General features: G+C 60.5%; 16 protein-coding genes and 1 pseudogene. 8 read left to right on the top strand and 9 right to left on the bottom strand.

What is annotated here, in order from left to right; translation table 11 throughout:
* Positions 1–63: 63 nt before the first annotated feature.
* Together EKO19_RS13850 and EKO19_RS13845 are read left to right on the top strand one after the other, a co-directional pair.
* Positions 64–1,764 (top strand): EAL domain-containing protein, encoded by a 1,701-nt coding sequence (locus EKO19_RS13850; protein ID WP_129776973.1) that lies wholly within the window; start codon positions 64–66, stop codon positions 1,762–1,764.
* Between the two features lie 48 nt (positions 1,765–1,812).
* Complete coding sequence (locus EKO19_RS13845) at positions 1,813–2,421, top strand: GNAT family N-acetyltransferase (RefSeq protein WP_129776972.1); 609 nt, start codon at positions 1,813–1,815, stop codon at positions 2,419–2,421.
* Here EKO19_RS13845 and EKO19_RS13840 read toward each other — a convergent pair.
* From EKO19_RS13840 to EKO19_RS38605, 3 genes are all read right to left on the bottom strand, one after another.
* Positions 2,408–2,929: a gamma carbonic anhydrase family protein gene (locus EKO19_RS13840; RefSeq protein WP_129777408.1), complete on the bottom strand. Its 522-nt coding sequence runs from the start codon at positions 2,927–2,929 to the stop codon at positions 2,408–2,410. The two genes, EKO19_RS13845 and EKO19_RS13840, sit on opposite strands and share 14 nt — an antisense overlap.
* A 109-nt stretch (positions 2,930–3,038) precedes the next feature.
* Complete coding sequence (locus tag EKO19_RS13835; RefSeq protein WP_129776971.1) at positions 3,039–3,320, bottom strand: hypothetical protein; 282 nt, start codon at positions 3,318–3,320, stop codon at positions 3,039–3,041.
* A 92-nt stretch (positions 3,321–3,412) separates the two neighbouring features.
* A complete protein-coding gene (locus EKO19_RS38605; protein WP_175597050.1) occupies positions 3,413–4,099 on the bottom strand; it encodes a hypothetical protein in 687 nt (228 codons plus the stop codon).
* A 381-nt stretch (positions 4,100–4,480) separates the two neighbouring features.
* Here EKO19_RS38605 and EKO19_RS13825 point away from each other — a divergent pair, with 381 nt between their 5' ends.
* The gene (locus EKO19_RS13825; protein WP_217705323.1) at positions 4,481–4,843 is read left to right on the top strand and encodes an ORF6N domain-containing protein; all 363 of its coding nucleotides are present in this window, start codon (positions 4,481–4,483) and stop codon (positions 4,841–4,843) included.
* Here the strand turns inward: EKO19_RS13825 and EKO19_RS13820 are convergent.
* Entirely contained in the window at positions 4,793–5,719 is a 927-nt protein-coding gene (locus EKO19_RS13820; RefSeq protein ID WP_129776970.1) for a hypothetical protein, read from the bottom strand. The genes EKO19_RS13825 and EKO19_RS13820 overlap by 51 nt on opposite strands.
* Positions 5,720–5,962: 243 nt before the next feature.
* On the opposite strand from EKO19_RS13820, the gene EKO19_RS13815 reads away from it, so the two are divergent.
* Positions 5,963–6,223 carry a hypothetical protein gene (locus EKO19_RS13815; protein WP_129776969.1) on the top strand — a complete coding sequence of 87 codons (261 nt, stop codon included), beginning with the start codon at positions 5,963–5,965 and terminating at the stop codon, positions 6,221–6,223.
* 502 nt (positions 6,224–6,725) lie between these two features.
* Here EKO19_RS13815 and EKO19_RS39835 read toward each other — a convergent pair.
* The 3 genes and pseudogenes from EKO19_RS39835 to EKO19_RS13805 form a co-directional block, all read right to left on the bottom strand.
* A pseudogene (locus tag EKO19_RS39835) lies at positions 6,726–6,857 on the bottom strand (RHS repeat-associated core domain-containing protein); the annotation flags it as partial.
* Positions 6,858–6,900: 43 nt separating this feature from the next.
* Complete coding sequence (locus EKO19_RS39130) at positions 6,901–7,305, bottom strand: hypothetical protein (RefSeq protein ID WP_157995252.1); 405 nt, start codon at positions 7,303–7,305, stop codon at positions 6,901–6,903.
* Positions 7,306–7,309: 4 nt separating this feature from the next.
* The gene (locus EKO19_RS13805) at positions 7,310–11,257 is read right to left on the bottom strand and encodes an RHS repeat protein (protein WP_175597049.1); all 3,948 of its coding nucleotides are present in this window, start codon (positions 11,255–11,257) and stop codon (positions 7,310–7,312) included.
* Positions 11,258–12,050: 793 nt separating this feature from the next.
* Between EKO19_RS13805 and EKO19_RS13800 the strand changes: the two genes are divergently transcribed.
* Entirely contained in the window at positions 12,051–13,436 is a 1,386-nt protein-coding gene (locus tag EKO19_RS13800) for a PQQ-dependent sugar dehydrogenase (protein ID WP_129776966.1), read from the top strand.
* Here the strand turns inward: EKO19_RS13800 and EKO19_RS13795 are convergent.
* Positions 13,369–14,724 carry an MATE family efflux transporter gene (locus EKO19_RS13795; RefSeq protein WP_129776965.1) on the bottom strand — a complete coding sequence of 452 codons (1,356 nt, stop codon included), beginning with the start codon at positions 14,722–14,724 and terminating at the stop codon, positions 13,369–13,371. The two genes, EKO19_RS13800 and EKO19_RS13795, sit on opposite strands and share 68 nt — an antisense overlap.
* Positions 14,725–14,886: 162 nt before the next feature.
* On the opposite strand from EKO19_RS13795, the gene trxC reads away from it, so the two are divergent.
* Positions 14,887–15,345, top strand: a complete 459-nt coding sequence (trxC, locus tag EKO19_RS13790) for a thioredoxin TrxC (protein ID WP_129776964.1) — start codon at positions 14,887–14,889, stop codon at positions 15,343–15,345.
* Between the two features lie 3 nt (positions 15,346–15,348).
* On the opposite strand, the gene EKO19_RS13785 is transcribed toward trxC, so the two are convergent.
* Positions 15,349–16,284 (bottom strand): aldo/keto reductase, encoded by a 936-nt coding sequence (locus EKO19_RS13785; RefSeq protein ID WP_129776963.1) that lies wholly within the window; start codon positions 16,282–16,284, stop codon positions 15,349–15,351.
* A gap of 243 nt (positions 16,285–16,527) precedes the next feature.
* Here EKO19_RS13785 and EKO19_RS13780 point away from each other — a divergent pair, with 243 nt between their 5' ends.
* Positions 16,528–17,508, top strand: coding sequence for a DUF4394 domain-containing protein (locus EKO19_RS13780; RefSeq protein WP_129776962.1), 981 nt, complete (start codon positions 16,528–16,530; stop codon positions 17,506–17,508).
* A 184-nt stretch (positions 17,509–17,692) separates the two neighbouring features.
* Positions 17,693–18,985 carry a serine hydrolase domain-containing protein gene (locus tag EKO19_RS13775; protein ID WP_129776961.1) on the top strand — a complete coding sequence of 431 codons (1,293 nt, stop codon included), beginning with the start codon at positions 17,693–17,695 and terminating at the stop codon, positions 18,983–18,985.
* The last annotated feature ends 8 nt before the right edge of the window (positions 18,986–18,993 follow it).

The following is an 18,993-nucleotide window of genomic DNA, read 5'->3' as shown; positions in this document are numbered from 1 at the left end:
CGAACGGCTTCTCACCGCGCCGTCGGCGCCCAACTTACATTTGCCGTGCCCCATGGGGCGTCTATGGACTCGGCAACCAGTACCATCCGCCAGTTTCTGATCGAGGCGCAGCGACGCATCGGCTGCCATGCGACCGCCTTTGCGTCGGGGGCGCGCGACGATTTTCATAGCCACTGTCCCAGCGACGACGCACGCGACGTGGAAGAAATGTTGCGGGGGATCGCCAATACGTTTCTGCTGCAAGCACGCGAGAGCAACAGCCCGGTGATACGCAACCGCGTCCGCTACGAGGACGGCGGCCCGATGATCGGACGTTTCCTGGTCGCCCCCGTATTCGAATCTTCCGGCGAGCCGGCGGGCATCGTGATGATGTATCGCCTCAGCGCTGAGAATGCTTTCGAGCAGAGCGATCTCAAGACCGGCTCACAGCTGAGTCGTCAGCTGGCAAGTCTGTTGTCGCTGCCGGCCGATCCCGTGACCGGCCTGATCGCGCGCGGCAGCTTTGAAAAGCTGGTCGGCTGGCGACTGAAATCGCTCGGCGAGCGCGCCAGCTCCAGCGTGCTCTACGGCGATATCGATCAGCTGCATGTCGTGAACGATCTGTTCGGCTTCGAGGCGGGCGACCGCGCCATCGCCGTCGTCGCCAACGCGCTCGCAGGGGCGCTTGCCAACGACGATGCCGTGCTCAGCCGTCTGTCGGGCGATCGCTTCACCATCTTCCTTCCCGACTGCCCGTTGGCTCAGGCGCAAAGAATCGCCTCGCGCTTGCGAGACGCCGTGCAGGCGCGCTCCCTTCCGGTCGGCGATGACAAATATCCCCTGTCGATTTGTTTTGGCGCGGCGACGTTGCGCGACGGCGAGCGGAGCTTCGACCATTCGCTCGCGGGCGCCGAAGTCGCCTGCAAGGCCGCCAAGGATCGCGGACGCAATCGCGTCGAGATCTATGAGGTGTCGGACACCAGCATGATCCGCCGGCGCGATGACATTTCCATCGTCGGCCGGCTGCGCAGCGCGCTGGATCAAGGCCGCTATCAGATCTTCGGCCAGCCGATCGCCTCGCTGCTGACACCGGACTCGGTGCATCGCTACGAGATGCTGTTGCGGATCATCGACGAGAAAGGTCGCATGGTGCTGCCGTCGCACTTCATGTCGTCGGCCACGCGGTACCAGTTGTTACCTCAGATCGATCGCCTCGTCGTGATCGACGTGCTCAAACATCTTCGTGACGCCGGCGCCCGCCCCGGTTTCAAACCGCTGCACGTGTCGATCAATCTGTCCGGCCCGACGATCAGCGACGACGCCTTCCTCGACTGGATGCAGATGCAACTCGATGAGAGCGGCGTGAGCGGCGAATGGCTGACCTTCGAACTGACCGAGACCGCGGCGGTCAGCAACATGGGGCAAGCGCAACTGCTGATGAGCAAACTCGGCGCTCGCGGCTGCCGTTTCGCCATCGACGACTTCGGCACCGGCCTGAGCTCACTCACGCATCTGAAGAACCTGCAGTTCTCTTCCTTGAAGATCGACGGCTCGTTCATCCGCGACCTGCTCCACAACGAACGCTCCCAATCGCTGGTCGGCGCCATCGCTCAGCTGGCCGGCGCGATGGGCATGGAAACGATCGCCGAGTACGTCGAGACGCCCGAAATCTGCATGCGCCTGATCGAGCTGGAAGTCCAATACGGCCAGGGCTACGCCATCGGTAAACCCCGACCGCTGAACGGCATCCTCGCCCCCGCCGCCGGCCTGTTGCACGCCAGCTGACGCGTTTGCGTTAAGCTAGCTGCATTCAACTCATCAGATGGCACCGCTATGCCCTGGCCGGATCCGATCTCCCTACATGGCGACACTGTCTTTCTCGAGCCGCTGAGCCTGGCCCGGCACGACGAGCTGGTCGAAGCCGTGCGCGACGGCGAGCTGTGGAATCTGTGGTACACGTTCATTCCGTCGCCCGAGCAGATGAAAGCGGACATCGAGAAGCGACTCGATCAACAGCGCAAGGGAACGATGCTGCCGTTCGCCGTCATCGCGGCGGATACCGGCAAGGCGGTCGGCATCACGACCTATCTGAACATCGACGCCGACGCCCGCCGGGTTGAAATCGGCGGCACGTGGTATCGCAAGCAAGTGCAACGCACTTCGCTGAATACCGAATGCAAGCTGATGTTGATGACGCACGCGTTCGAGAATCTCAACTGCATCGCGGTCGAATTCCGCACGCACTTCTTCAATCATCAAAGCCGTCGCGCCATCGAACGACTGGGCGCGAAGCTCGACGGAGTGCTGCGGAACCATCGCCGCTCCAGTGACGGCACGCTGCGAGACACCTGCGTGTACAGCATCATCGCGAGCGAATGGCCGACGGTGCGCTCACACCTGCGCCATCAGCTCGCGAGCCGCGGCGGGGTCAGATCTCCTTGAGATTGGCGAGAAAGTTTGCTCGCCGCTCGGCGTAGACTCGCGCGGACTTCAGCAAGTTCTCCACGTCTTCATCCGACAGCTGGCGCACCACTCGCGCCGGCGAACCGACGATCAACGAGCGGTCCGGGAATTCTTTCTTCTCGGTGACCACGGCGCCAGCACCGACCAGGCACGACTTGCCGATCACGGCGCCGTTGAGAATGACGGCCTGAATGCCAATGAGCGAGCCGTCGCCGATCGTGCATCCGTGCAACATCGCCTGATGACCGATGGTGACATTCTCCCCCACGGTGAGCTTCAGCCCCGGGTCGGTGTGAAGCACCGCGCTCTCCTGCACGTTGGAGTTTCTGCCTAACGTGATGAGATCGTTGTCGCCGCGAATCGTCGCACCGAACCAGACGCTGGTGTTTTCGGCCAGGACGACGCTGCCGATGACGCTGGCGTTCGGCGCGACAAAGACGCTTTCGTGGACGGAGGGGACTCGCTCGCCGTAGCGGTAGATGGGCATGGTCGGAGGACTCCGCAGGGTCAGTGGCTGGTTTGCGTTGCTCATTCTAGCCGGAGCCGGCGCGGAAGTTTCTGCGGAAACGCCGAGTGTTAAATTCCCCGAGCGCCTATCAACGCCCCGCTGCCTTGAGCTCCACGCCCATCTTCGTGCCTTCTTCCGCGATCTCAGCACACTCTCGATACAGCGGGCCGTCCGTATCCAGCGACTGCGCGCAGAAGCGCATCAACGCACCCGTCGCGAACTCGATCTCCTGACTGGACCACTTTCTCAACAGCGTGCGCTTGTAGTCGACCAGGTAGCTGCGCAGATACCACTCGGCGCTCTCTTCGACGTCGGCCTGGCTGGAGATTTTGTTTAGGAGTGTGCTGATGGTTTGGATGGGGTCGGACATGCGCGACATGATACAGGAGCATGCCGCCTCATTCTTTCGCCGCGCACTCTCCGTCGACCGGCGCGCCTGTATGCGAATGACCAGTCGGCGCCCTAGTGTCGCTCGTAAATAGAAATGAACTCCCGCTCCGGCCCTCGTCCACCCGACATCTTGGTCGTGACGACCAGCTGTCTGCCCTCGTCAGTGAGCGAATAGTGACGGGTCGCGCTCGGCCCGTCTTTGATCGAACGCTTGACCACAAAGTCATTACCCTTCCATCCAGCCTCTCGCTCCGCCACGCCTCTGCTCGCCGACTCCGTCACCTTCTCACCGTAAACCAGTTTGGTCGGCACGCCGTCGGCCACGAGATTCAACTCCGTGGGCGCCTGAGTAATGGACAGCTGCTCGGGCTGGTCCATGAAATCGCGTATCGCTCCAGGCCCGCCTGCCATGCCACCACGGCCGCCATGCCCACCCATTCCACCGCCCGGTCCGCCTGAACCACCGGGGCCGCGTCCTCCCATGCCGCCCATGCCGCCGCCCATTCCGCCCATGCCGCCACCCGGCCCACGCCCACCCGGCCCCATTCCACCACCGCGCTGTCCCGGCCCTCCGCCTCGCTCCATTGCCGAAGGATCCTCACTCAACGACGTGTTCAAGCTCCACTCGCCGGAGAAATTCACGTCGGACGGCGGCTTGTCTCGCAGACCGGCGCAGCCAGCGACGAAGAACATCGTTAGTGCGGCGAGCCCGAGAGCCACGCCGCGGGCCGTGCCCAAGCAACCATTGAGAAGAGCCATACGAATTCCGTGAGTGCAACCAGCGCACGCGCGCCGTCGCTCACTATGGCTCTCGGCAAGTTTGAGAGTGTGAGGATTCGTAACAAAATGTACGGTCGCGGAGCCAGCATGGCGGAGTGTCTCACCGCGACCACTGCGCAGCTGCGCTCGCGGCTTAACGTCGAGGGGTATAGCAGCGTCATTAGCCTTGTTCATCACGGCTCAGTAGCTCACAACTTGAGATCGCAGATCGCGATCTCAAGTTGGGCCGCCGCTTTCGTTTTCGCGGAAACTTTTCCGCAGAAGCGCCAGCCATGACCTCCCCGTGCACCGGTCCCCAGGAGCCCCACCATCGTCTCCGTAAATGGAGAACTGCATCGACACCGGTCGTACATACTTCACATGGCGAGCGTCGACTTCCAGACAAACTGGCATCGAGACCGCACAACAGGCAAGGAAGCCAACCTTCAAGGAGCAGAAATGACGAAGAACGCACTGTCCGCCCTCATCCCCGCCGAGCGCATCGCACAATCGATCCTCATTTTGCGCGGCCAGCGCGTGCTGCTCGATAGCGAGCACGCCGTGCTCTACGGCGTCACCACCAAACGTTTCAACGAGCAGGTCAAACGTAATCTGGCACGTTTCCCCGCGGATTTCATGTTCCAGCTGGGCACCGATGAGGCGGGCGCTTTAAGGTCGCAATCTGGGGAAGGGTCAAGAATTTCTGTTGATCTGATGCCCATTGCAAATGATGGTGGGGCGTAGACGAATGAGGGCGGTGGTCCAGAGCAGCAGTGACTTTGGATTGGATCCGGCGCGACTACTGCGCAGCATCTCTCGTACCAAGCGGCACATAGATTCGACAGCGTTAGTGGTCAGCGGCAGGCCAAGATTCGGATGGGCGAGATAGGATCGATAGAACGGCAGGTCTACCAAGAACTGGCACAGTACTGTTTTGATACGTGCCGTTCCGCAGTCTCCTCGAGACAAACGCTGTAGATGTTCGATGGTTTGAGACAGTCGCTTTCCTGGCGGCAAGCTCAATGCGTTGCGCATCGATTGATAGATATCCTCACGTACCGATCCGCCACGTAGGCTGTAACGCACCCTGCGGCGAGGGGCCTGCAACTTAAGCAGCAGATGAAAGTGACAGAGCTGCAGAATCCACTCATGGTGGCGGGCGATTTTCTCAATCCCAGGCAAATTATCGGCCACGACCGCTCGAGTACGCTTCTTGGCATGGACTGGGATCGCGTCCACGGCTTGTTGCCAGCGCGACGCACCTTCCCGGCCGGGAAGCAGCAAAGGATCAAGGAAGGTGGCTTGGTGGCCTCGACAGGGCTTTAGTGCAATCAGGTACAGCACCCACGGTATTCCCTCGAATTCGAACCACAGTCCATCGACCAAGAGCACCAGCGGCCCGGGCGGGATGTGTTGGGGGCTGGGTCGAGACACCCATCGGCGCAGTGCCTGACGAAACCGATATCGATATGCAGGTAGAGCAACCGGGACGCGATCGGAGAAGAGTTGCCCGAGCGTGTAACCCTCGACCAGCACCTGATGCAGAAGAGCGGGAGATGTTCGACGAAGCGGACGACCGCGCTTCTTGGGGCGGATCGTCCAGGTGCGATGGCATTGCACGCACTGTCGACGTCGCGGGCCAAACCGACGCACGGGAGCTGCGCAACAAGGGGATTTCGCATGCTTCGATTGCATGCATGCGAGTTACCCAGAAAAAGCGGCCTTCCATGGCTCAAAACCCGTCTCGGCGACTCGCCTGCGTCAACAGATTTTCTTTACCCTTCCCCAATCTGCGACCTTAAAGAATGGCCGGGGCCAGCACCACAAGTATCAGCCCTACGTCTTCACTGAACACGGGCAATCATGGCCGCCACGATATTCAACAGCTCGCTAGCTGTTGAGATGAGCATCCACGTCGTGCGCGCCTCGTGCAACTGCGGACCTGTTCGCCTACAACTTCAGCTCGCCGAGAGGTTCGCGGGACTCGATCACGAGATCTCCTCGCACGACCACGCGATCGTCGGCATGCTCAAAGCCATCCATGAGCTCATGAACCTGGACGTGCATAATAGTACGCAGTTAGCTGCCGATGCCCATCCGCCGCAAGCACGCGCACTTCAATAGTCTCCTCGCCCAAATCATCCAGTGCTTGGACGGGGAGCAGTTCATATGTCGCGACAGAATCGCCGTCTTCGATCGTCCCACCCAGGCTTTCACGGGCAAGCAGCAGTTGTTGCCACTTCGTATACGGAGTGAGCGCTGCGACCTGCACCCCGGATCCGAGGGCTCTAGCTAGTAGCGTACTCATGGGAGGGTTGATGGTGGACGGGCGGGGGGGAATCGGGTCACCCCGTTTATAGCAGATTGGAAGTCTGGAATGGATGCTGAACCCGCTTCCCTTAACACCTTTAATATGGCAATCAATCTGCCAATGCATACACAATCAAACCCCTTGTCCAGGTATATCAAACGGATGACCTTTCTTATCGAACCGAACAGTGCAGTCTATTGTTTTGCATAGCTCAACTGCCTTTTTGGCCAGCTCAGCAAGCTTCGCCGCGCACTTCGGAATCCTCATACATATCCTCCATGCAGCGGCACCTACCGCCGCCACTCCGGCGGCGTTTTCTCCTGTCGGATCGACCATCGATATCGGATCGGCGTCTGCATAAAGATAGGTATTGATGCCACCGTCGAGCCCGATCGGATCGGATTCGATATATCTCCCAGTTGCCGGATCGTAATCCCCGAAGTAGTTGTAGTACCGAAGCGCTTCTCGTGACGCGGCTACAATATCCGCATCAGTTGCCGCGTATGGAGAAGCGAAACCACTCGCCGTGTTCACGTCGAAGCTCGATCTCCTTGCCATCGGGAGAACGAAGACGCACTGTCGAATCGGAATGAATCTGCAGAAGATCACCCTCTTCGAGGGGAAGTGCGCCATGTATCTGAATGGCCTCTCGATCTTGGCGGGTTATGAAGGCAGTTCCGACGACGAGATCGATGATGGTCCCTCTATTGACAGTCAGTAACTCGGCACGAATGACCGGGTGGCCCAAGGTAGTTGTGCCAGCACTTCCTGGCTGCTCCTGCACAGCTGATTCTTCATTTTTATGAACCTTGCGTGCATCCATCGGCGGCTCCGCAGCGCAGGCAGCGATCGCTCCGCCAAGCATGCAAAACAGCACGATCCAGATCTTTCTCATGTGCTTACTTCTTTCGAGTCTTGAACTTCGTAACAACCATCTCGCGACTGTCAGCACTAGCTTCGCCCCATCTCACGTTGACGAAAATGCGCCCCGTGTAGGTACACAGGACGGTTTTGTGACACCCGTCCTCCGAAACCACTTCCTCTGAGACAAGCGGAATAAGCCCGGTGTTCTGCTGCCCGTTGAATTCAACAGTTACGCGCCAGTACGGATCGCAAAGATCGCGATTGGAAGCACCAGGCGGCTGCCAAGGCGTACGCGGATCCCTGTTATCCGGGGTGGGGTCCTCAGGCCAGCGACCGGGATCAAATCCCTGTAGGCCAAACCGATCGATGAGGCTGATTGGGTTGGCACTCACGTACGCATAGGTGTTTATACCGGCCCTCAACCCGATTGGATCCGATTGAATGTACCTACCCGTATTTGGATCGTAATCGCGCAGATAGTTGTAATTCAGCCCCGTCTCCGCCATCGCAATCTGCCCGGGAAACCGCAGATCGAAATTGAACACACCCACCCCCGACGGATTGTTGCTGACCGTGCCACCGCCGAACGGGTCGGCGTCCCAGCGCCAGCGCACGCCGGGATTGACCGAGCCAACGATGAGACGAGGCGTGTTCAGGTGGTCAGTGTGGATGTTGTAGATGTTGATGCCACCGCCGACCTTGGGGCGCAGGGAAATGATGGGTGTATCACCCAGCCACACGATTTCTTCGGTTAACGCGCCGCTACCGGTGTAGATGCCAATGATGTGACCGGCTTCGTCGTAGTAGTACAGCGTGCTCGTGCCCTTCTTGATGAGCTGGCCAAGCGCGTTGTAGGTGTAGTTGGTGGTGACGCCGCTCTTCGTCGAGCTCTTCATCCGCCCGCGGTTGTTGTAGGTGAACGTGATGCCGGTGAAGCTCGTCGTGTTGCCGGCATTGTCGTACCCATACGTGCGTGCGAGCGCGCCTGAAGTGCTCGTAAGCCGATTGCTGTTCGCTGCAACCGTGAACGTCGATGCGCCGGTACCGGTTTGAGTGAGGCGATTGCCGTTTGCATCGTATGTGTAGCCGAGCGTCGTACCGGTCTTCGAGCCGCTCGTGAGACGATCGAGATCGTCGTACCCGTACGTCCAGCTCAGTGCCGAATCGGTGGTATCGGTGATACCGGTGATGCGGAAAGCATCATCGTAGCTGTAAGTCTTCAAACCGGCGCTGTCGATCTGGGTGACTTTGCCATCTTGGTCGAATGTGCGCACCGAGAGCGAGCCGTTGCTCCAGGTCCATTGGCGCACGGGACCGAAGGGGTCGTACAGGGCATTGGAAATTAGCACGGTGCCGTTCACACTGATGCCGGTGATTTTTCCGTCGGTGTAGCTATAACTGATGACCTGCCCCGAAGGCGTGGTCATGCTTTGCCTCAGGCCATTGGCATAGCTGTAGCTCGTCGTTTTACTAACAGACCCGACGACCTGACCTGCAGTCAGCACACGGCCTTGATCATCGTAAGTCCATGACAACGAGTGGTCGGCATCCGAGACGCCGGTGAGGCGCCCCTTGCCGTAGGTGCCCGCATCGTAGGTGTACGTGAGCGTCTGATCCGTCGTCGAGCCAGAAGAGAATGCAGCCGTGGCGACTCGATTCAGCGCATCGTAAGTGTACGTGGCGACGGCGCCGCGTGCGTCGGTGCTCGTGGCGAGGTTACCGCCGGAGTCGTATGTGTTACTCGTGACGCCGGTATCTGGACTGGTTTGCTGCCCCAAGTCTCCCAGCGCGTTGTATGAGTACGAAGTGACCAGCCCTCTCGGGTCGGTGACCGAGATCAGCTGATCCAAGGCGTTGTAACCATACTGCGTGACGCCGTTCAGTGCATCGGTAACGCTGGTCAAGCGATTCAGCTCGTCGTAGCCCTGAGTGGCATCCCTGCCGAGCGGAGCGATCACACTCGTTTGATTTCCATTGTTGTCATAGCCGAAGGTAGTCGTGACGTTGACTGTGCCCGCCGCGCCGATCTCCTTTTCCAGACGATTGAGAACACTGAAGACTCGCGTGCGAGTGCGGGTCAACGCATTGGACGGATCGTAGGCAGCCTCGCCAGTGCGGTTGCCCATCGCATCCAACGTGTAGTGGATACGGTTTCCTTCCGCGTCGTTAATTTCGCTCAGACGATGAGCGGGATCATAGGTGTACTCGAGATAGCTGCCGTCAGGCAGCGTGGCCTTCTTCAACAGACCTGTCGACCAGTAGTCGAATGATGTTACTTCAATACCAACGGTTCGCGACTTCAATCGCCGGTGTGCATCGTAAGTCAGCGTCGTAACCCGCCCGTTAGGATCAGTGATCGTGAGCGGCTGACCATGCGCGTTGTATGAATTGAAGGTCGTTACGTGCCCGGCAGCATTAGTGACGGTCTGGACCTGGCCGCACTGATAGCCGGTCGTACAGCCATAATAGGTGTATGTCGTCACGTCCGAAACGTCGGTGCGCGGACCATCCGCTGTCAGCACTTTGCCAAAGCTGTTGTATGTATAGGTCCAGATGCGCGATTCGCTCGTGGTGGTATCCAGATCGGTCCTGGTCAACACATTGCCACTGACATCATGTGTGAAGGTCGTGCGCTTACCCAATTCATCAATCTGAGTGGGCAAGCGATAGCTTGCATGCCATTGAGTTACGATCTTCCTTTGCCTCGTGCCGACGGCAGGCACATAGTAGCTCAGATTGGCTGGGCAACTCACGCCAGAAGCCACGCCCTCGAGACGGACGACTTCCAAATTCCTAGACAGGTCGTGCGCGTAGCAAACCTTGCGGCCGTTGAAGTCGGTACGGCTGGCAACGTTACCGTTGGCGTCATAGGTAGTCGTCGCCGCAGGATTGCCGCCGCAAGTCGCACCGGTGCAGGGCTTGTTGATGGACGTGCTCTTCGCCAGACCGAGCACCGTGGAGTAAGTGTGTGTGCGCACGGTCCCCAGAGGATCGGTAACGCTGGCGTTCGATCCGGAATACGTGAACGAGTACCTTTCCACGCCTCCGGCATGTTCGGTAGCAATGGCCCGACCGGATGAGTTGTATGAAAAGGTGGCGTAGCGGTTTCCGGCCTCGTCTGTAATGCCGGTCAGGGCGAAAGGCTGGTTGTTATTGGCCGTCTCGTCCTGCTCGTTGTACCAGTAGGTGCGTTTCGTCTGATCCGGATAGGTGACTGACGTGAGATTGCCAACCGGCAACTTGCCCGCAAGCACGACCGAACTGGGCTCGTCATAGGCGTACGAATAAATGCCGCCCGACGGATCCGTCATCGTTGCCATACGTCCCTGAGCATCGTAAGTGAACGTCAGCTGTGCGCCCGTCTGATCGCTGACGCTGATCAACAACCCGGCAAACGGCGCGATGGTGGAGGGGGTGGTTGCATCCGAATATGCAAGGGTCTCGGTCCGGCCGTCGCGATGAAGGATCATCTGCAATTGGCCACTCGGACTCAGTCGCTGCACGCTGTCATTGCGACCATCTCGGATGTCCCAGCCGATGAGAGCACCGCCACCGTCGAGGACAGGGGTCATACGCTCGTTGACATTCGCAGACGTCGGCAAACCGGTGACCTTGGAGAAGTACACCACACGACCATCCGCGCGAAGCAGTGCGATGTCACTCGGCGAGCCGCGTGAAATGTAGCGGAAGCAATAAGGCTTGCCGCTGGTCAGGCCGACACCGGGCTTGCACGCGCCCGCGGAGTGACTCGGCGTTCCAAAGCTGCTGCTCACATCGACTGCTGCGACCTGATAGTTGTGGCGCCAGCCATTGCGATCGCTGCGATAGGTTCGCGCAAATCGCAGCGTGCCATCCGCAGCTTCGTAGTCCGTTTCAACCTGACGCTTCACGCCTGCGGAGGGATGGATTGGATTGCCCACCTCGCCGCAGTCATCGCAGTCCGGTTCCGGCCGGGCCAGCTCCGCGCAATAGACCTTGCGCACCGTCGCGCTCTCATCAATTTGGACTAGCGTAGTGCCTACCGGACACTCGGGTGCCAATCCCATACCGCCGGCGAGACAGGTGTTCGGACAAGTCGAAGCGCTACGATAACGGAAGGGATATAGCCGGACCTGTCCGTTGGTTGTCCAGCCATTTGAATGGGGCTCGTATCCGAGCACGAAGATGTCGTTGTTCGTGCCGGGACGGGTTTCATTGTTCGCATCTTCCCAGGCCTTGTACGCTGCAAAGCCTTCTTCCAAGCTATCGTAGTAGGTCAAACCACCGACACCTATCCACCATCTATAGCGTGGCTCCAGGTCGCCTGCATGACTTGAGGCGGCGACAATGACTAGCAGTAGCGTAACCAGCCAATGTACCTGACGCGATCCGAGCAACGCAGCTCGAGACTGCACATGGCCGCAATAATGACTCCGCATCCGCAACTCCTCGCCCGTCAGTGTGCAGACCTACGCACGCGTTTCGTAATCGCAGCGATGTCCGCGTGATGGAGATGCAATGCAAAGGCACCGTCCATGGCAACAAGGCTTCGAATTGATTGTTGGCTCGCCTGAATTCCGCCACGCCAGTCCAGACGTGACATTGAGATCGTATGGGCCTATCGATTGCATCGTCAACCCGAGAGCGACCGAGCCGGCGGAAATTCATCCTTTGGATGAATGCGCTTCGCTAGGAGACAGGTCGTAAAGAACCGGTAGCCATTCCTCCCTCCCCCGGAACTCCCACCCACCCCCAACCCTTCCACCTGACAACTCCCTTCCCCGTGGGACCATTGTCATGCGCACGCCTACAAAAGCCGCGACCGTCTCGTTCCCCGCATCTCTCCTCGCAACGACCCTCGCGGCCAACGCCGCCGACGTCACCACCCAAATGACCCCCGACCAAGGCTACGGCGCCAATCCCAAGCTGCCCGCGCCCGAAAAATCTCTCATCCCAACCATACACGTTGCGAAGGCAAGGCCGTGGAAACTCGACGAAGCGCCCACGCCTGCGAAAGGACTTGCCGTCTCCCGCTTCGCGTGCGATCTCGATCATCCGCGATGGGTCTACGTGCTCCCCAACGGCGATGTGCTCGTCGCCGAAACAAACGCACCGGAGCGGCCCGACGACGGCAAAGGAATCCGCGCGTATTTTCAAGACAAGGCGATGAAGAAGGCCGGCTCGAAAACAGCGAGCGCGAATCGCATCACGTTGCTACGAGATGCCAACAGCGACGGTCAGCCCGAGGTCAAAGCGACCTTCATCGAAGGCTTGAACTCGCCGTTCGGCATGGCGCTCATCGGTAAACAGTTTTACGTCGCGAACACCGACGCGGTGCTGCGCTTCAACTACGAGCCAGGCGCCACCGAGATCAAAGACAAAGGAACGAAGCTCGCCGACCTGCCCGCCGGACCGATCAATCATCACTGGACCAAGAACCTGATCGCCAGTCCGAAGGGTGACAAGCTCTACGCCACGGTCGGTTCGAACAGCAACGTCGCGGAGAACGGCATTCAGGCGGAAGAGAAGCGCGCGTCGATATGGGAGATCGATCCGGCCACGGGCGCGACGCGTGTGTTCGCGTCGGGGCTGCGCAATCCAAACGGCATGGACTGGCAACCGCAGAGTGGCGTGCTGTGGACGGTGGTGAACGAGCGCGACGAGATTGGTCACAACCTCGTGCCCGACTATCTCACCTCGGTACAGGACGGCGGCTTTTATGGCTGGCCGTACAGCTACTGGGGCAAGAACGTCGACGAGCGTGTCGAATCCAAGCGACCCGAGCTGGTCGCGAAGGCGCTCGTGCCGGACTACGGGCTCGGCTCGCATACCGCGTCGTTGGGCCTCATCTTCTATGAGGGCGAGATGCTGCCCGAGAAATATCGCAATGGCGCCTTCATCGGCATGCACGGCTCGTGGAATCGCGAGCCGCGCAGTGGCTACAAAGTGGCATTTGTTTCTTTCGCCAATGGCCGCCCGATCGGCCTGCCCGAGGATGTGCTCACCGGATTCATCAGCCAGCACGGTGAAGCACTCGGCCGACCGGTGGGCGTGGCGGTCAGCCGCGATGGCGCGTTGTTGGTCGCCGACGATGTCGGCAACTGTATCTGGCGCGTTACGCCGGCTGAGTCGCAGCTGAGCCAAGCTGCAGACGCATCTGCTTCCGGAGCAACGTCACGCTGATCGTCGCCTGCACGACGTTAGCCGCGATCGACAGGTACCAGACGTGCTCGATGTCATAGCCCGGTTGCGAGGTGAGCCACACCAGCGGCAGCGCGTAAACAACCAGTCGTGACGCCGAGCTCAGCAACGCCGGCACGGTATTGCCCAACGCCTGGAACACACCCGAGCAGGTGAAGATCAGCCCACTCATCACGAAGTTCCAGGAGATCAGATGCAGGAACAAGGCGCCGACGCGGATGACTTCGGGGTCATGCGAGAAGAACGCGACGAGCGCTTCCGGACGCCACTGACACAGGATCATGAGGCCCAACATGATGCCCACGCATTGCACGGAGGCAACACGGAACGTCTCACGGACCCGGTCCATGCGCTTGGCGCCATAGTTCTGACCCGCAATCGGCGCGACCACGAACGCGATGGCCATGGCCGGCATGAAGATGCCTTGCATGATGCGTGAGCCGATGCCGAAGCCGGCCTGGGCCGCGGCGCCGAAGTCACGAATCGCCCAGTAGGTGATGGCGGTATAAAGAAACATCAGCGCGAACTCGCCGCCCGCGGGTAGACCGACGTTCAACATTCGACGCCACACCGCGATGCGCGGCTGCCATTGTTCGGGATGGAAGGAGACATACTTCTCCAGCCGCCCGAAATAAATCGACAACAGGATCACGCCGCCCGCGATCGCGATCGTGCTGGCGAGGCCCGCGCCCGCCACGCCCATGGCGTGACCCGTGCCCCAACCGGCGATGAGCACGGGAGCGAGCGCGGTGTTGAGCAGCACTGTCAGCACCTGCACGATCATGGTCGGCTTGACGATGCCGGTGCCGCGCAAGGCCGAGGACATGGAGACCAGCGCGAACTGCAGCGCCAGTCCCGGGAAGAACCAATACAGGTAGGCCTTGCCGGCCTCGATCGTCGGCTCATCGGCAGCGACTGCGCTCAGATACGGACCGGCCATGAGATAGCCCGCCACCAGCACGATCAGACCGCACAAGGCGGCGATCAGCAGCGACTGATTGAAGATCAGGTTGGCGTCCTGCTGATCCTTGCGCCCCACCGCGTGCGAGATCAGCGCGACCGTACCGACGCCGAGCACCTGAGTCAGGGCCAGCACGATGAACATGACGTTGCCGGCCGCGCTCACGCCCGCCACCGCGGAGTCGCCCAGCGCGGCCACGAAGTACAGGTCGACGAAGTAATAGAGGGTCTGGAACAGCATGCCCGCCGCTGTGGGGACCGCGAGTGAGACCAGATGTCCGGCGATGGAACCTTGGGTGAGATCTTTCATGCGCTATCGGTCATGCGCCGCCCCTTTATCGGAGGCGGCTGCGGGTCAATGGGACTTGGGGAGGCGCATATTGTGCTCGAAAGCGGACCTGCTTGCGGGCTTGTATGCGATTTTTGTCGTCCCCATTACCGGGAGACCTGCCCGACGCGTAATACAGACCTCATGAGCCAATCCACCCCTTCCGCCGCCGGCATCCACCTGGTCTGCGGCCATTGCGATTCCGTGGTTCGGATCCCTGCCGACCGGCTGGAGCAAGGACCGAAGTGTCCGAAATGTCATCACGCGCTATTTGAGGGTCATCCCCTGGAACTGACCACGGCGGCGTTCGACCGGCACCTGACCCGCAGCGACCTGCCATTGATCGTGGATTTTTGGGCACCCTGGTGCGGTCCCTGTCGAATGATGGCCCCTCACTTCGAGGAAGCTTCCCGCAGGCTCGGGACCAAGGCGCGCTTCGCCAAGGTCAATTCGGACAACGAGCCGTCGCTGTCGGCGCGCTTCGGCATCCGAGGCATCCCGACCCTGATTGCGTTCAAGCAGGGCCGGGAGATCGCGCGGCAGTCCGGCGCGATGGAGCTCGGGGGGCTGCTACGCTGGCTGCAACCCCATCTTGGCGGTTAGCGGTCAGGCCGAGACGCTGGCCCACAACTCTTCGATCTTCTTGCGACCCTTGGCGTCCGGCAGGCGGCCGCGACCGGCGAGCTGATTGTCTTTCAGGTGCGCGATCTTGGTCGTGCCGGGAATCACCGCCGTCACGGCCGGGTGCGAGATGTTGTACTTCAGGAAGAGCTGCGCCCAGCTGGTCGCATCGTAATCGGCGGCCCAGGCCGGCAGGGGCTTGCCTTGCACCCTCGTGAGCACACTGCCGCGACGGCCGCCGAGTGGCACGTTCGTCAGCACCGCGACCCCTTTCTCTTTCGCGAGCGGCAGAATCTTTGCTTCGGAGCCGCGATTGTCGATCGAATAATCGACCTGCAGGAAATCCAGCTTCAGCTTGTTGAGCGCCTCGATGACTTGCGGATACTGATCGTCGGTCGAGGTCGTGATGCCGATGTAGCGAACCTTCTTCGCCTGTTTCCATTCCTGCAGCTTCGGGAACAGCGCGTCGATGGCGTTGAAGTTATGAATCTGCAGCAGGTCGATGCGATCGGTCTGCAGTCGCTGGAACGCAAGCTCCAGCTCACCGTCGCCGGCCGGCGGCTCGCCGCGGATCGACGTCTTGGTCGCGAGAAAGATCTGATCGCGATTGCCCAGCTCCTTGAGCAGACGGCCGATGACGACTTCGGATTCACCATAGCCGCGCGCGGTGTCGATCACCTTCGCGCCGAGCTTGGGGAAGTTCTCCAGCACTTCACGTCGCGCTGCGATCTCTTCGGGCTCAGTCACGCTGTATTGATTGGTGCCGAGACCGACCACCGGCAGCTTCTCGCCCGTAGAGGGAATGGCCTTGGTGATCGCGGGCAAATCCGCCGCTTCGGCGATGGCACCGCTCATTGCGATTCCAACGCCCGCGGCAATGCCGCCCTGAAGAACTTCCCGACGCGTGAACACTGAACTCACAACGACCTCCCGAAATGATTCCCCCGAGGGAACCACACTGACGAATCCCACTGACCTCACGATGACTCGAAGCTGACGTCACGCTGACAAACTGAACGTCACAAATGCAGCGCGTTTATGAAGCGTGCAACCGATGGCTGTCAATAACATCGACGTAACACTGCATCCGATCTCTGCTGCATTACCGAATATTGGCATCGAGAGCACCGCAGCTCCCATCAATTCACCAGAGGTCGGAAAGTCATGAGATCGACAAGGACATCGGCGGCCTGGGCCGCAGTGGCGATGGCCACATCGCTGCTCGGCGTAACCATCGTGAGCGCGCAAACCGCGACCACCACCGCCACGAGCGGTGTCGCGAAAGGCGTCACGCTGCCCAACTCGCGTTTATATGCACTCACCAGCGACAACTCGCTGTACATCCTCAAGCCCGGCGCCTCTTCCTATGTGCGCGGCGGCCGCGTCGATGTTTCCGACGGCGGCAATCTCATCGGCATCGACTTCCGTCCGGCCGACGGTCAGCTGTACGGCCTGACCGATCGTGGCGGCCTGTACACCATCGACCTCTCCAGTCGTTACTTCGGCGCGAGCACCAAGGTCAGCCAGGTCAACCCGCGCTTCAGCGGCGGCTTCGGCGCGCTGGTGGATTTCAATCCCGTGCTGAACGCGCTGCGCATCGCTGGCAGCAACGATCAGAATATCGCGGTCGTGAACGGCGCCAACGGCGGCAATCTGAACACCACCGCGGTCCAGACCAAATTCACTTATGCGCAGGGCGACGTGAACTTCGGCAAGGATCCGGAGATCGTCGGCGGCGCGTACAACAACAACTTCAACGGCGCGACCGTGACGTTGTTCTACATGGTCGATCACGACCTCGACACGCTGGTGACCATCGCCGGCAAGAACGCCACTGGCAGCTCCAATACCGGCGCCGGCCTCTTGCAGACCATCGGTCCGTTCGTCGACGAGTACGGCAATGCCCTGAACATGTCGCCGACCACGGATTTCGATATCTACACCGACTCCGCCGGCAACAATTTCCTGGTCGGCCAGACCACGCGCCTGCTGTTCTCCATCGATCTGTCGCAGATCGATCCGAACCTGCCGCTGGGCAGAACCCAGAAAGTGGTGGTGAAGCGCGGTCAGCCGGCGCAGCTGCCGGGCTCGAGCGCGCCGCTCACCGGCGGTGTGTTCGACATCGCGATCGTGCCTCGCCCCTGATGCTCGCGGCTCTGCATCTCAGGTGAATCCAGGCCCGGACACCGGCACGAATCCAGGCCACTGACCTCTCTTTGTTTTCCCGGAAGCCATCGTCGCGGGGCTCGCGGCGGTGGCTCTTTTTTTGTCTGCGTAATCGGTAGAATCGCCGCACCGTTCATCTTCGGACAGCCGCCAGGGATTCTCGATGCGCACGTCACTGTTAACGACAACATTGCTGACCGCCCTGCTCGGCGGCGCCGCCTTCGCCGGGAAACCGCAATCGGAAAGCTGGACCGCCCCGAACGGCGCGCGCGCTCAAATCGTCGCCGCCACCAGCATTTCGAAAGAGCGCCTGGAGCGCATCGATACATTGATGCAACAGTACGTCGACGAGAATCTGATCGCCGGCGCCGTCGCTTTGGTCCTGCAGAACGGCCAGCCCGTGTATGAACACGCCGCCGGTTGGGCCGACAAGGAAGCCGGCACGCGCATGAGCGTCGATACCATTTTCCGGATCGCCTCGCAGTCCAAAGCGCTGACCAGCACCGCCATCCTGCAATTGCAGGAGCAGGGCAAGCTCGTGGTCGGCGATCCGGTCAGCAAATTCATTCCGGAATTCGCCAAGACGACGGTGATGGTGAACGGCAGCGCCGTGCCCGCGAAACGTCCCATCACCTTGCGCGATCTGCTGACTCACACCGCCGGCATCTCTTACGGCACCGACCCGGAGATCGCCGAGCAATACCGGGCGAAAGGACTCGGGCCCGCGGCGGGCATCGGCTGGTACACCGCCGATAAGAATGAACCCATCTGCACGACCATGGAAAAGCTCGGCTCGCTGCCGTTCATGGCTCAGCCAGGCGAGGCGTTCGTGTACGGCTACAACACCGACATTCTCGGCTGCGTCGTCGAGCGCGCCTCGGGCCTGCCGCTGGATGAATACATCCGCAAGAACATCACGCAACCGCTGGGCATGAAGGACACGAACTTCTATCTGCCGAAGGATCAGCGCGCCCGGCTCGCGGCCGTCTACGGCACGGGCCCGAATGGCAAGATCGCGCGCTCTGGAAACGATGCCAGGGGCCAAGGTCACTACGTCGACGGGCCCCGCCGGAGTTTTTCAGGCGGCGCCGGATTGCTGTCGACCGCTCGCGATTACGCTCGCTTCCTCGAAGCCCTCCGCAACGGCGGCACGCTCGGCAACGCGCGCATTCTGGCCCCGCGCAGCGTCGCGCTGATGACCACCAATCAGATTGGCGACACCTATAACGAGCCCGGCATGGGCTTCGGCTTCGGTTTCGAGACCGTCGAGAGCTATGGCGCGAGCGGCATGGAGGCACCGGGCTCGTTCGGCTGGGGCGGTGCCTACGGGACCAATTATCGTGTCGACCCCACCTCGGGCCTGGTAGTCGTGCTGATGATTCAGCTCATGCCGAACGGCGTCGACTTCCGTGAGAAGTTCGCGAGCATGGTGTATCAGTCGTTGCTGCCTCAATAGCAGCGAGG

Source organism: Peristeroidobacter soli (genome assembly GCF_004138485.1).
Lineage (GTDB): Bacteria > Pseudomonadota > Gammaproteobacteria > Steroidobacterales > Steroidobacteraceae > Steroidobacter > Steroidobacter soli.
Note: the sequence above shows the minus strand (reverse complement) of the source record. Positions and strands in the feature narration are given on the sequence as shown.

What these genes read in the sequence shown, in the direction of transcription:
- EKO19_RS13825 (WP_217705323.1), top strand. Translation starts at nt 4,481, where the DNA reads ATGGCGAGCGTCGACTTCCAGACAAACTGGCATCGAGACCGCACAACA.
- EKO19_RS13780 (WP_129776962.1), top strand. Translation starts at nt 16,528, where the DNA reads ATGAGATCGACAAGGACATCGGCGGCCTGGGCCGCAGTGGCGATGGCC.
- EKO19_RS38605 (WP_175597050.1), bottom strand. Translation starts at nt 4,099, where the DNA reads ATGGCTCTTCTCAATGGTTGCTTGGGCACGGCCCGCGGCGTGGCTCTC.
- EKO19_RS13840 (WP_129777408.1), bottom strand. Translation starts at nt 2,929, where the DNA reads ATGCCCATCTACCGCTACGGCGAGCGAGTCCCCTCCGTCCACGAAAGC.
- EKO19_RS13850 (WP_129776973.1), top strand. Translation starts at nt 64, where the DNA reads ATGGACTCGGCAACCAGTACCATCCGCCAGTTTCTGATCGAGGCGCAG.
- EKO19_RS13815 (WP_129776969.1), top strand. Translation starts at nt 5,963, where the DNA reads ATGGCCGCCACGATATTCAACAGCTCGCTAGCTGTTGAGATGAGCATC.
- trxC (WP_129776964.1), top strand. Translation starts at nt 14,887, where the DNA reads ATGAGCCAATCCACCCCTTCCGCCGCCGGCATCCACCTGGTCTGCGGC.
- EKO19_RS13800 (WP_129776966.1), top strand. Translation starts at nt 12,051, where the DNA reads ATGCGCACGCCTACAAAAGCCGCGACCGTCTCGTTCCCCGCATCTCTC.
- EKO19_RS13845 (WP_129776972.1), top strand. Translation starts at nt 1,813, where the DNA reads ATGCCCTGGCCGGATCCGATCTCCCTACATGGCGACACTGTCTTTCTC.
- EKO19_RS39130 (WP_157995252.1), bottom strand. Translation starts at nt 7,305, where the DNA reads ATGAGAAAGATCTGGATCGTGCTGTTTTGCATGCTTGGCGGAGCGATC.
- EKO19_RS13835 (WP_129776971.1), bottom strand. Translation starts at nt 3,320, where the DNA reads ATGTCCGACCCCATCCAAACCATCAGCACACTCCTAAACAAAATCTCC.
- EKO19_RS13775 (WP_129776961.1), top strand. Translation starts at nt 17,693, where the DNA reads ATGCGCACGTCACTGTTAACGACAACATTGCTGACCGCCCTGCTCGGC.
- EKO19_RS13795 (WP_129776965.1), bottom strand. Translation starts at nt 14,724, where the DNA reads ATGAAAGATCTCACCCAAGGTTCCATCGCCGGACATCTGGTCTCACTC.